This is a genomic window from Shewanella sp. JNE2 (genome assembly GCF_023159115.1).
Taxonomy (GTDB): domain Bacteria; phylum Pseudomonadota; class Gammaproteobacteria; order Enterobacterales; family Shewanellaceae; genus Shewanella; species Shewanella putrefaciens.
In genome coordinates, this window is the sequence record NZ_CP096169.1 from 1497433 (window position 1) to 1509891 (window position 12459).

General features: G+C 48.1%; 10 protein-coding genes. 9 read left to right on the forward strand and 1 reads right to left on the reverse strand.

What is annotated here, in order from left to right:
* Window positions 1-71: 71 nt before the first annotated feature.
* From MZ182_RS06685 to MZ182_RS06720, 8 genes are all read left to right on the forward strand, one after another.
* Window positions 72-1571, forward strand: coding sequence for a CoA-acylating methylmalonate-semialdehyde dehydrogenase (locus MZ182_RS06685; protein ID WP_011919010.1), 1500 nt, complete (start codon window positions 72-74; stop codon window positions 1569-1571).
* 88 nt (window positions 1572-1659) lie between these two features.
* Window positions 1660-2817, forward strand: a complete 1158-nt coding sequence (locus tag MZ182_RS06690; RefSeq protein ID WP_248065694.1) for an acyl-CoA dehydrogenase family protein — start codon at window positions 1660-1662, stop codon at window positions 2815-2817.
* 59 nt (window positions 2818-2876) lie between these two features.
* Window positions 2877-3650 (forward strand): enoyl-CoA hydratase, encoded by a 774-nt coding sequence (locus tag MZ182_RS06695; protein WP_248065695.1) that lies wholly within the window; start codon window positions 2877-2879, stop codon window positions 3648-3650.
* The gene (locus tag MZ182_RS06700; protein ID WP_248065696.1) at window positions 3650-4819 is read left to right on the forward strand and encodes an enoyl-CoA hydratase/isomerase family protein; all 1170 of its coding nucleotides are present in this window, start codon (window positions 3650-3652) and stop codon (window positions 4817-4819) included. The genes MZ182_RS06695 and MZ182_RS06700 overlap by 1 nt, the downstream gene beginning before the upstream one ends.
* 134 nt (window positions 4820-4953) lie before the next feature.
* Complete coding sequence (mmsB, locus tag MZ182_RS06705) at window positions 4954-5856, forward strand: 3-hydroxyisobutyrate dehydrogenase (protein WP_011789974.1); 903 nt, start codon at window positions 4954-4956, stop codon at window positions 5854-5856.
* Between the two features lie 24 nt (window positions 5857-5880).
* On the forward strand, window positions 5881-6639 hold the full coding sequence (locus tag MZ182_RS06710; protein WP_248065697.1) for an SDR family oxidoreductase: 759 nt from the start codon (window positions 5881-5883) through the stop codon (window positions 6637-6639).
* A 471-nt stretch (window positions 6640-7110) separates the two neighbouring features.
* Entirely contained in the window at window positions 7111-7353 is a 243-nt protein-coding gene (locus MZ182_RS06715; RefSeq protein ID WP_248065698.1) for a hypothetical protein, read from the forward strand.
* Window positions 7354-7413: 60 nt separating this feature from the next.
* Complete coding sequence (locus MZ182_RS06720; protein WP_248065699.1) at window positions 7414-9444, forward strand: alpha/beta hydrolase family protein; 2031 nt, start codon at window positions 7414-7416, stop codon at window positions 9442-9444.
* 7 nt (window positions 9445-9451) lie between these two features.
* On the opposite strand, the gene MZ182_RS06725 is transcribed toward MZ182_RS06720, so the two are convergent.
* The gene (locus MZ182_RS06725; protein WP_014610244.1) at window positions 9452-9853 is read right to left on the reverse strand and encodes a MerR family DNA-binding protein; all 402 of its coding nucleotides are present in this window, start codon (window positions 9851-9853) and stop codon (window positions 9452-9454) included.
* Between the two features lie 130 nt (window positions 9854-9983).
* On the opposite strand from MZ182_RS06725, the gene MZ182_RS06730 reads away from it, so the two are divergent.
* Entirely contained in the window at window positions 9984-12218 is a 2235-nt protein-coding gene (locus MZ182_RS06730; RefSeq protein WP_248065700.1) for a heavy metal translocating P-type ATPase, read from the forward strand.
* Window positions 12219-12459: the final 241 nt, after the last annotated feature.

Here is a 12459-nt window from a genome sequence, read left to right on the forward strand (position 1 = left end):
AATCACTTCCCTTGAGGATAATCATAATATCGCACCGCCAGCCCATCACTCTACAAGGAAAGGATTGCAACATGACCACACAAGTAAAGCATTACATTGACGGCGAGTTTATCCAAGGTACGGGCACATCACAGATTATTGTTACCAATCCCGCGAATAACTCGCCGATTGCTGTGATTAATGCTGCCACTAGCGAAGAAGTTCACGCCGCGATTGCCAGCGCCAAAGCGGCCTTTAAAACCTGGAAAGAAGTGCCAGTGTCTGAACGTGCGCGCGTCATGTTGCGTTATCAACATCTGCTAAAAGAACATCACGACGAACTGGCGACCATTCTTGCAAAGGAAACCGGTAAAACCTTCGAAGATGCCAAGGGCGATGTATGGCGTGGTATCGAAGTCGCTGAACATGCTTGTAATGTGGCGTCATTATTGATGGGTGAAACCGTCGAGAACGTCGCGCGTTCAATTGACACTTACAGCTACACTCAACCACTCGGTGTGTGTGCGGGTATTACGCCATTTAACTTCCCTGCGATGATCCCGTTATGGATGTTCCCATTGGCGATTGCCTGCGGTAACACTTTCATTTTAAAGCCTTCAGAACAAGATCCTATGACGCCGCAGCGTCTGGTTGAGCTGTTTGTTGAGGCGGGCGCACCTAAGGGCGTATTGCAATTAGTGCATGGCGATAAAACCGCCGTAGATATCCTGCTGGCAGACCCTGCGATTAAAGCCATTTCTTTCGTCGGTTCTGTGGCTGTGGGTCAGTATATTTATAAAACGGGTACCGATAACTTAAAACGCGTGCAAGCCTTTGCGGGTGCGAAAAACCACTGCGTTATTATGCCTGATGCAAACAAACAGCAAGTGATCAACAACTTAGTTGGCGCTTCTGTGGGCGCGGCGGGTCAGCGTTGTATGGCGATTTCGGTTGCCGTGTTTGTTGGTGCCGCTAAAGAGTGGATCCCAGAATTAAAAGAAGCGTTAGCCAAAGTTCGCCCAGGTTTATGGGACGATAAAGAAGCGGGTTATGGTCCGGTTATCAGCCCTGCGGCCAAGGCGCGGGTGCTTAAACTTATCGCCCAAGGTAAAGCCGAAGGCGCCGAGTGTTTACTCGATGGCAGCGACTTTACCGTGGAAGGTTATGAATCCGGTAATTGGATTGGCCCGACCATGTTCGATAAAGTCACCACTGAGATGAGCATTTACAAGGAAGAAATCTTTGGCCCAGTGCTGTGTTGCATGGAATCAGACTCCTTAGAAGCCGCCATCGAATTAGTCAACGCAAGCCCTTATGGCAATGGCACGTCTATCTTTACCGCTAGCGGCGCGGCGGCCCGTAAATATCAACACGAAATCGAAGTCGGCCAAGTGGGGATTAACGTACCTATTCCTGTGCCATTACCTTTCTTCTCATTTACCGGTTGGAAGGGCAGTTTCTACGGCGATCAACATGCTTATGGCAAGCAAGCGGTGCGTTTTTATACCGAGACCAAGACCATCACTTCTCGCTGGTTCGAGTCCGATATCGCCGTAGCTTCAACGCCAAATATGAGCATTAACCTACGCTAAGCTCGGTGATTAATCGATAAACCACGGCGTCTTTACGGCGCCCAATTTATTCAATAAAAAAGTGACCATAGAGTCATAGGAGAGCCCAATGGATTTTAATTTCAACGATGACCAACGCCAGTTTGCCGAACTGGCGCGCCAGTTTGCCGCGGAAGAATTAACCCCGTTCGCCGCCAAGTGGGATGAAGAACATCATTTCCCCAAAGACGTGATCCAAAAAGCCGGTGAGCTAGGTTTTTGCTCTCTGTATTCGCCAGAATCCGAAGGTGGCATGGGCTTATCGCGCCTCGATGCCTCGATTATTTTTGAAGAACTCGCCAAAGGTTGCACCGCGACCACTGCCATGCTGACCATTCACAATATGGCGACTTGGATGGTGACGACTTGGGGCTCTGAAACCCTGCGTCAGACTTGGTCTGAGCCGTTAACCACAGGGCAGATGTTAGCGTCATATTGCTTAACTGAGCCGGGCGCGGGGTCGGACGCCGCATCTTTGCAAACCAAAGCGGTGCGCGACGGCGATGAATATGTGATTTCAGGTTCGAAAATGTTTATCTCGGGCGCGGGCGCCACTGAGCTTTTAGTCGTGATGTGCCGTACAGGCCAAGCTGGCCCTAAGGGGATTTCGGCCATTGCGATTCCGGCGGATGCCGCTGGCGTTATCTATGGTAAAGCTGAAGATAAAATGGGCTGGAATGCCCAGCCGACCCGTCAAATCACCTTTGAAAATGTGCGCGTGCCAGTGGCGAACTTGCTCGGTGAAGAAGGCCAAGGTTTTGCGTTCGCGATGAAAGGCTTAGATGGCGGTCGCATCAATATCGCGACCTGTTCAGTGGGGACGGCGCAGGCAGCGCTTGAGCGTGCAACTCAATATATGAATGAGCGTCAGCAATTTGGTAAACCCTTAGCGGCATTTCAAGCGCTACAATTTAAGCTTGCCGATATGGCAACCGAGTTAGTGGCTGCTCGTCAAATGGTGCGCCTTGCGGCCTTTAAACTCGATAGTGGCGATCCTGAAGCCACGGCTTATTGCGCTATGGCGAAACGCTTTGCCACTGATGTGGGGTTTCAAGTCTGCGATGCGGCGCTGCAAATTCATGGTGGATATGGTTATATAAGGGAGTACCCGCTGGAACGTCATTTCCGTGATGTGCGTGTACACCAGATTTTAGAAGGCACTAACGAAATTATGCGCTTAATTATCGCCCGTCGTTTACTCGATGAAAATGCAGGACAAATCCTGTAATTCAATGCGCAATATGCGTGACTTACAGGTCGGCGATAACTTAAAAGGAGTCTATAAAGATGGAATATTTAGTTGAACGTATCGAAGGTCATACGGCCATTCTGACGATGAATAATCCACCTGCCAACACTTGGACCGCCGAGAGTTTGCAGGCGCTTAAAGCCAAAGTGCTTGAGCTGAATGCCAATAAAGATATTTACGCCTTAGTGTTAACGGGCCAAGGGCAAAAGTTTTTCTCCGCCGGCGCCGATTTAAAACTGTTTGCCGACGGAGATAAAGGCAACGCGGCAACGATGGCAAAGCATTTTGGTGAAGCCTTTGAAACCTTAAGTCAATTTCGCGGTGTGTCGATTGCCGCGATTAATGGTTATGCCATGGGCGGCGGCTTAGAAGTCGCGTTGGCCTGCGATATTCGTATCGCCGAAATTCAAGCTGTGATGGCTTTGCCCGAAGCGACAGTCGGTTTATTACCCTGTGCGGGTGGCACTCAGAATCTGACCGCATTAATCGGTGAAGGTTGGGCTAAGCGGATGATTTTATGCGGCGAGCGCATCGATGCGACTCAGGCATTGAATCTGCGTTTAGTGGAAGAAGTGGTCGATACTGGCGAAGCGCTTAATGCGGCAATCGCGTTAGCCGTCAAAGTGGCCAATCAAAGCCCAGGCAGCGTGACAGCGTGTAAGACGCTTATTCAAGCAGGACGCACTATGGCGCGTAGCCAAGCGCTACCGATTGAGCGTGAGTTATTTGTCGGATTATTTGATACCGAAGATCAGGCCGAAGGCGTGAATGCGTTTTTGGGGAAACGTAAAGCTGATTGGAGAAACCGCTAATGACGAATGTAGTAGATAATGATGTGGTCGAGCATGTCGCAAATCAGGTAACGACCACACAAAATGTGGTGCTTCAAACCTTAGCCACGGCTTCCGGTAAGTTGGTTGGAGTAGTCACACTCAATGTGGAAAAAGCCCTCAACGCCTTAGACTTAGACATGGTGCGCGCCATGACGGCGCAGCTTAACCTGTGGAAGAAAGATCCCCTGATCGCTTGTATTGTATTAGATGGCAGTGGTGAGAAGGCATTTTGTGCTGGTGGCGATGTGCGCGCTTTATACCATGCTTCCATTGCCGCTAAGGGACAAGTAACTGAGGAGACAAAGGTTTTCTTCGAAGAGGAATATCGTCTCGATTATCTACTGCATACCTTTGGCAAACCTGTATTGGTGTGGGGCGATGGCATAGTCATGGGCGGTGGCCTCGGTTTGATGGCGGGCGCGAGCCACAGAGTCGTTACCGAAACCTCACGCATCGCCATGCCAGAAGTCACCATCGGCCTGTATCCCGATGTGGGCGGCAGTTATTTCCTTAATCGTATGCAGGGCAAGATGGGATTATTTTTGGGATTGACCGCCTATCAACTCAATGCCGCCGATGCCTGTTATGTGGGATTGGCCGATCATTATCTGAACCGCGACGACAAAGAGCTGATGTTTGATGCTATGGCAACCTTAGATTGGAGCGATACGCCAGCGCTTAATCACCAACGTTTAGATAGCATGATCAACGAGCTGTCTAACCAAGTGGATATTCCTAAGGGCGAGAGTGTATTAGCTGAAAGCCAAGAGATTATCGACAGGTTGATGGCGGGGAGTTTACAAGATATTGCAGCACGTATGTCAACACTGATATCGGAAGAAAAGTGGCTAATCAAGGCGCGGGATACTTTTCTTGCGGGTAGTCCTATCAGTTGGCATTTAGTCTATATCCAAGCACAGCTTGGTTCAAAATTAAGTCTAGCCCAATGTTTTAAATGGGAATTAACGACAAGTGTTAACGTCTGCGCCCACGGTGATTTCTGTGAAGGTGTACGTGCACTCTTGATCGATAAAGACAAGAAACCTCAATGGCGTTTTAAGGATGTTAACTCAGTGCCCACAGCGGTACTTGAGCAAATATTGGCTTCTCCATGGGGCGAGGCACATCCTTTTAACCAACTGAGTTAAGCGTTTAAGGGCCGAGTTGGCTAAGCGCTGTGTTTATCTGCTTAGCCAAGCTCGCTTTACTCTGTGATAAAGTCAGCATAATCAATTTGATAGCATTATCATAACACTAAAAAGAACAACACAGGAGTGATGGCATGAGTACAGTAGCCTTTATCGGTTTAGGTAATATGGGCGGCCCAATGGCGGCCAATTTATTAAAAGCAGGCATGACGGTTCGCGTCTTTGATTTAGTCCCAGAAGCTATGCAGCAATTGGCCGAAAAAGGCGCCTTAGTATCAAGTACCGCCTGCGGCGCTGCAGCGGGCGCAAGTGTGGTGATTACTATGCTGCCTGCGGGCAAGCATGTAAAAAACTTATATTTAGGCAATGGAACAGACAAAGGCCTACTTGAAGTGGTTGCGGGTGATACCTTGCTCATCGATTGTTCAACCATCGATGCGCAAAGCGCACAACTCGTGGCGGCCGAGGCGGCTAAAAGTGGCATCGAATTTATGGATGCACCGGTTTCTGGCGGCACGGCAGGCGCGGCGGCGGGTACCTTAACTTTTATTTGTGGTGGCTCGGATTCCGCTTTTGAACGTGCACAGCCCGTACTTAAGGCTATGGGTGTGAATATCTTCCACGCTGGCGGTCCAGGGGCGGGGCAAGTCGCTAAAATCTGCAATAACATGTTGTTATCTGTGCTGATGGTCGGCACTTCTGAAGCCCTGCAAATGGGGATTGACCATGGTCTCGATCCTAAAGTGCTATCCGACATTATGAAGGTCAGCAGTGGCGGAAACTGGACGCTTGAGAAGTACAATCCCTGCCCAGGCGTGATGGAAACGGTGCCTTCTTCTAAGGGCTATCAGGGTGGCTTTATGGTAGATTTGATGGTCAAAGATCTCGGTCTGTCACAAGAAGCTGCATTATTGAGCAACTCTAGCACGCCAATGGGCGCTTTAGCCCGCAGCTTGTATGTTAATCATGCAAGACAAGGCAATGGTCGCCGAGATTTTTCCAGTATATTTGAACAATTTGCACCACTTAAAAAATAGACACAGATAACAAGGGATCACCAGATGGATTTAAAAGATAAGGTTGTCGTCATTACTGGCGGCGCGGGTGGCTTAGGCCTAGCAATGGCGCAAAATTTTGCCAAGGCAGGTGCTAAGTTGGCGCTTATCGATGTGGACCAAGAGAAACTCGAGCGAGCCTGTGCTGAGCTAGGATCGGACACTGAAGTCCAAGGTTATGCCTTAGACATTACCGACGAAGAAGATGTCGTTGCTGGTTTTGCCTATATCCTCGAAGATTTTGGTCAAGTGAACGTGTTAGTGAACAACGCTGGTATTCTGCGTGATGGCATGTTAGTCAAAGCCAAAGATGGCAAGGTCACTGATCGTATGTCTTACGAGCAATTCCAATCGGTGATCAATGTGAACCTGACTGGTAGTTTCCTCTGTGGCCGAGAGGCCGCAGCGGCCATGATTGAATCGGGTCAAGCGGGGGTGATTGTTAACATCTCTAGCCTTGCTAAGGCGGGCAATATGGGTCAATCAAACTACGCGGCTTCAAAAGCGGGTGTTGCGGCTATGTCTGTCGGCTGGGCAAAGGAATTAGCACGTTACAATATCCGTAGTGCAGCGGTCGCACCGGGCGTGATCGCAACCGAGATGACGGCAGCAATGAAGCCAGAAGCGTTGGAGCGTTTAGAGAAGTTAGTGCCTGTTGGCCGCTTAGGTCATGCCGATGAGATAGCTTCCACCGTACGTTTTATTATTGAAAACGATTATGTTAATGGTCGAGTGTTTGAAATCGATGGTGGCATCCGGTTGTGATGTTTGTATCTCATTGATATTAAAATAAACCGAGCGTTTGCTCGGTTTTTTATTGCTCGATGGAGTCACGGGTAATTTTGTCTATATAATACCAATCGTATTAAATATCTGTTCATTCAGCGGGAGTTCAACGCGCTTTAGACAAGGCGAAGGCTTGAAGGCATAGTGGTGCTCTGTCAAAAGCCTTAAACGCAGTATAAAGCGCGTTGAAACCCGCCCTTCGGGAGCCACACAGGCATCCCACTCCCGTGTTGCATTAACTTAAAAGGGAATGACCATTTCTGCGTCAATGCGCCTTGGATTGAGATGCCTGTGAGGCTCTGAACTGATTAGATATTTAATGTGATTGGTATAATTGGAATTAGCTTGTCGGAGTTGACATTTCGTTGTTAACCTTCAACAATCTCCCACCCGTTTTTTTACATAACTTTACAAACATGTGTATCGCATGTCATGGAGCTTGAAATCTGGATGTCTTGGCAGGAAAAAGCCTTCTGGCTTGAGAAAATCACTAAGCGCATGATGTTAATCGTGGGTGTGCTTGGGCTGATTGTGATTTACTGTGGGTTCTTTTTTCTGCTCTTCAGTGGTCGCTCTGTCGCTGTGATCCCATGGTTTTTCCTTGTCTCACCTTGGATTTGCATCTATTTCGGGTTGACTCAGGTACAACAAATAAAAGTGTTAAATTGGTTTATCAACAAATTTAAAAAATAGCCCATAGGGTAAATTAAGATTTTGTTTTAGTTTGTGATATTAGCAAACATGGGGAAAACAATGGAGTTAGGACGCTATCTTCCATCTCTGTTAAGCGCAATATTGCTGCTTAGCGGTTGTGAGCGTACGCAAATCACGGACACACCAGCGAAAGAATATGGCGATCGTATTGTGGCGCCTTATGGTAGTTGGCAATCCCCGTTGTCGGCGGTAAATGTGTTTGAACAGGCCGATAGCGTGGCCGAGTTACAAAGTGTGGGTAATGCCATTTACTTTGCCGAATCGAGTGGCAAGTCCCAAGGTAAAGTGGGGATTAAGCGCCTTGACAAGCATGCTAATGTCATTGAAGTGGTTTCCCCTGAGTTCAATGTTAAATCTACGGTTCATGAATATGGTGGCGCGGCATTTTTGGGGATTGGCCAGAGCTTATTTGCCACCAAGTTACAGGATCAGCTTTTTTACCGTTTTGCACCGAATCAACCACCTCTGCCCCTAACCCCTAATGGCACTCGTCATGCGGATTGTATCGCCTATCCAAAAGGTTCGCGCATTATCTGTGTGCGTGAAGATCACCGCCAAGAAGGTGAACCTAAGGCGAGTTTAGTGACGATTAATCTTAATTTCGCAGGTGAGGGCGATACCTTTGTCTCGGGGCATGATTTTATTGCTTCACCCACTATTTCTCCTGATAACACTCAGCTTGCGTGGATAACATGGGAACATCCCTACATGCCTTGGGACAACAGTGTGTTATGGCTAGGGGATTTAGATCGTAAAGGCCAATTAAAAAATATCCGAAAGATAGTCACCCCTGAACATTCCTCTGTGACTCAACCTTTGTTCAGCCCGGATGGACAGCTTTATGTCGTCGCAGATATCAGCAATTGGTGGAATATTTATCGTGTGACATCAGCGGGTTTGCTTGTACCTGTGTTTACCAAAAATGCCGAGTTTGCAGTGCCTGATTGGCGCTTAGGTAATCATAATTATGCCTTTGAATCGGCCAATACGCTTATCGCCAGCTATGTTGAAGGAAATCAGGCTGCTTTGATTAGGATCTATTTAGACTCGGGTTTAACTGAATCTTTGGCGGTTGATTTTGCAGAAATAACCCAAGTTATTAAGGGAGAGGATGGGGTTTATTTTGTTGGGGCTAAGGCGACGCCAGAACAAGGTGTTTACCAAGTTGTAGGGCGTGGTACAGAGCTTGTGTATGCCCCCGCATTGCCAAAACTTGATCCTAACTATATTTCACGGGCAAGGAATATTGCCTTCACAACGGGTGAAGATCAGCAGGCATATGGCTATTTTTATGCACCAGTGAATCCTAAGTATGTTGCGCCCCATGATACTCGTCCGCCGTTAATTGTGATGTTACACGGTGGTCCTACCGCGCGTGCGAGTCTTGCCTATCGTAGTGATATTCAGTTTTGGACCAGTCGCGGTTTTGCGGTGCTCGATTTAAATTTTCGCGGAAGTAGTGGTTTTGGGCGTGCTTATCGTCAAAGTCTCTATGGAAAATGGGGGCAGAGTGATGTGGAAGATGCGATTAACGCGGCCAAGTATTTAGTCGCGAAAGGCTGGGTAGATGGCAGCAAACTGGCGATTCGAGGGATCAGCGCGGGCGGTTTGACAGTGATGTCATCATTAGCTTTTTATGATGTATTCCATGCGGGAGTGAGTTACGAGGGGATCAGTGATTTCGAGCAGCTTGCCAAAGGTACCCATAAGTTTGAGGCGGGTTATTTAGATCAACTGATTGGCCCCTATGCCGATAACCCAAGTCGTTACCGTGAGTTATCACCGCTAAATCATTTAGAAGGGTTTAATGAGCCACTCCTTATCTTTCAAGGGCTGAGAAATCAAATTGTCCCTGCTCATCAATCACAAAAAATCTATGAAGCGCTTAAAGCCAAGGGCGTGCCAACAGCTTATATCGCCCATGACGATGAGCCTCATGGTGGGCGAAAGCCTGAACATAAGGCCGCAGGATTAGAAATGGAACTCGCATTTTATGGGAAAGTGTTTCAATTTACTCCTGCAGGTAAATTGCCTGAGCTCGTGCTGGATAATGCGGCAGCCTTACATTAGTTCAGTTTTATGAGGTTGATTTAAGCTCAAGGTTAAGGCTATCAATAATGGCGCAATGGGGCTGCGAACCTCCTTGGCATTGAGTCACCATATGTTGCAGTTGTGTTCGCAGATTTTGTAATTTCACAATTTGCTGTTCAACATAGGCAAGATGGCGGCGAGTGAGTTGTCTAACATCTTCGGCATTGCGGCTTTCATTATCCCTTAACCCGAGCAGCAGTTTACAGTCATCTAGACTAAATCCCAGATCGCGGCACTGGTGAACAAACTTAAGTGACTCAATATCGTGGGGGCGATAAACTCGGTAACCTGCCTCATTGCGTTCGGCATATACTAGGCCAATATCGTGATAATAACGAATACTCTTAACGCTCAAACCTGTTTGTTTAGCCACTTCGCCTATTTTCATTTAAACCTCGGTAAGCTGCGTACCTAAAAATTTCGACTGGATCGCATTCAATCAATTCTTCCTTGACTCTCCCGTGATGGGAGACTTTATCTTAACCCTATCGCGTTCAAGTGCAAGTGAGGAATATTTCATGTCATTGATTAGACTCTATGTTACCAATATGAATTGTGCTGGCTGTGTTGCCAAAATTGAAAAGGCGTTTGCTGTCCAAGAAGGGGTAGAGGCTCGGGTAAATCTTGCCGATAAACAAGTGACCATTAATGGCACTATGGGTGCCGATGTTGCGATTGAGCTGATGGCGAGCGCGGGGTTTTCGGCTGAAGTGATTGTCGATGCCAAGGCCGCAGCCGAAGAAAAACGGATTGAGGATGCGGCCGAGTATCGGCTTAGAATGCGCCAAGCCATTATCGCGCTCGCGATTGGTATTCCTATGATGTTATGGGGATTACTGGGCGGTGAAATGATGATTAATAGCCCGAGTATGCAATTAGGTTGGGGCATTATGGGGCTTATCACGCTACTTTTGCTGGTGACTACGGGAAGGCATTTTTATCAGGGGATGTGGCGGGCGCTCAAGGCCAAAACCACCAATATGGATACCTTAATCGTGCTTGGCACTAGTACGGCATGGGCTTATTCCATGCTGGTGGTCATACTGCCAAATGTATTTCCTTTGGATACTCGCCATGTTTACTTTGAGGCGAGTGTGATGATTTTAGGCTTGATTAACCTAGGTCACGCGCTAGAGCTTAAAGCGCGTGGCAAAACCAGCGAGGCGGTGCAGCGTTTGCTCGGGCTTCAATCCACCACTGCGATTCGTATCGGTGATAAGGGCGATGAGCAGGTTGAGATAAGTCAGTTGAAACTGGGCGATAAACTGCGTTTACGCCCGGGAGACAGAGTGGCCCTCGATGGTATTGTTGAAATGGGGCAATCATTGTTAGATGAAGCCATGCTCACGGGTGAGCCCATTCCCGTCGTGAAAAATATGGGGGATAACCTAAGCGCGGGGACGGTTAACGGTAATGGCAGTTTGGTGTATCGCGTGACGGCTGGGCCACAAGATACGCGGCTTGCAAAAATTATTGCACTGGTGCAAGAGGCACAAACATCAAAATTACCCATAGGGCGATTGGCCGATAAGATCTCTGCGGTATTTGTTCCAACAGTGGTGGCGATTGCGCTGCTAGCGGCGGCTATCTGGTACTTTGTTGGGCCTGCGCCCGCCTTAAGTCATGCACTCGTCGTGCTCACCAGCGTGTTGATTATCGCTTGTCCCTGCGCGCTGGGGTTGGCAACACCGATGTCCATTATGGTCGCGGTAGGGCGAGCGGCACAAATGGGCGTATTAGTTAAAAACGGTGAGGCATTACAAACGGCGAGCAGGGTTGATTGCGTGGTGCTGGATAAAACGGGCACAGTTACCTTAGGTAAGCCACAAGTCACTGATTTCATGTTAGTGCAAGCACTAAGCGATACTGATAAAGGAGCCTTACTGGGTGAAATTGCTAGCCTAGAGCAACACTCTGAGCATCCCTTAGCGGGGGCGATTGTCAGTTATGCTAAGGAGTCACTCTCGCAATTGCCCGAAACGCAGGCATTTACGAACCATCAAGGTAAGGGGATTGAAGGCAAGGTTGATGGCGTATCGCTGGCGATTGGTAATCTCGCCTTGATGACGGCATTGGATATTGTAAATTCCGATGGCAGCGCCTTAGATCATAGTGCGACATTAAGCTTTGCCAACCAAGGTAAAACCCCAATTTATGTCGCCAAAGCGGGTAAGTTAGTGGCCACTATTGCCCTTGCCGATCCGATTAAAACTGATGCAAAAACAGCCATCAGCGCCATGCTACAGCAGGATATTCGTGTTGTGTTACTTACGGGCGATAATCCACAAACCGCGCAGGCAGTGGCGGACCAAGTGGGCATTACCGAAGTGATTGCAGGTGTATTACCAGAGCAAAAACAACAACATATTAAAGCATTGCAACAACAAGGGCATATCGTCGCTATGGTAGGTGATGGCATTAACGATGCTCCAGCTTTAATGAGCGCCGACGTCGGCATTGCCATGGGATCGGGTACTGAGGTGGCGATCGAGAGTGCCGATATGACACTACTTTCACATCAACTGATAGTGATCGCTAACTTATTAGCCCTATCGCGCGCAACCATCACCAATATTAAGCAGAATCTCTTTGGTGCTTTTGTGTATAACAGTTTAGGTATTCCGGTGGCGGCGGGGGTACTTTATCCCCTAACCGGGATGTTGTTAAGCCCCGTGATTGCAGGTGCCGCCATGGCATTATCTTCGCTTACCGTGGTAACCAACGCCAATCGTTTAAGGAAACAGAAGTTATAGCCTTTGCCTTAAGGTAGATCCGATGTGGATTAAGCCGCCAAGACAAGGCTTAGCCGTTGAACGCCGTTGAACTTAGTGAGTTAAGATCATTAATTTGTCATCAGAGCCTGTGAAAATAGGACAGAATAAAGCGTGAAATTGCAGTGGGATTAAGTGGTTAGGCACTCGAGTTAGCAGAGTGCGGCGCTTAATTCCACGCGAATGGCTGAGGTCTTTTTAGTTGATAATTTAGCCCAAACTG

Coding starts and splice junctions, on each gene's coding strand:
- MZ182_RS06685 (WP_011919010.1), top strand. CDS start 72: ATGACCACACAAGTAAAGCATTACATTGACGGCGAGTTTATCCAAGGT.
- MZ182_RS06690 (WP_248065694.1), top strand. CDS start 1,660: ATGGATTTTAATTTCAACGATGACCAACGCCAGTTTGCCGAACTGGCG.
- MZ182_RS06695 (WP_248065695.1), top strand. CDS start 2,877: ATGGAATATTTAGTTGAACGTATCGAAGGTCATACGGCCATTCTGACG.
- MZ182_RS06700 (WP_248065696.1), top strand. CDS start 3,650: ATGACGAATGTAGTAGATAATGATGTGGTCGAGCATGTCGCAAATCAG.
- mmsB (WP_011789974.1), top strand. CDS start 4,954: ATGAGTACAGTAGCCTTTATCGGTTTAGGTAATATGGGCGGCCCAATG.
- MZ182_RS06710 (WP_248065697.1), top strand. CDS start 5,881: ATGGATTTAAAAGATAAGGTTGTCGTCATTACTGGCGGCGCGGGTGGC.
- MZ182_RS06715 (WP_248065698.1), top strand. CDS start 7,111: ATGTCTTGGCAGGAAAAAGCCTTCTGGCTTGAGAAAATCACTAAGCGC.
- MZ182_RS06720 (WP_248065699.1), top strand. CDS start 7,414: ATGGAGTTAGGACGCTATCTTCCATCTCTGTTAAGCGCAATATTGCTG.
- MZ182_RS06725 (WP_014610244.1), bottom strand. CDS start 9,853: ATGAAAATAGGCGAAGTGGCTAAACAAACAGGTTTGAGCGTTAAGAGT.
- MZ182_RS06730 (WP_248065700.1), top strand. CDS start 9,984: ATGTCATTGATTAGACTCTATGTTACCAATATGAATTGTGCTGGCTGT.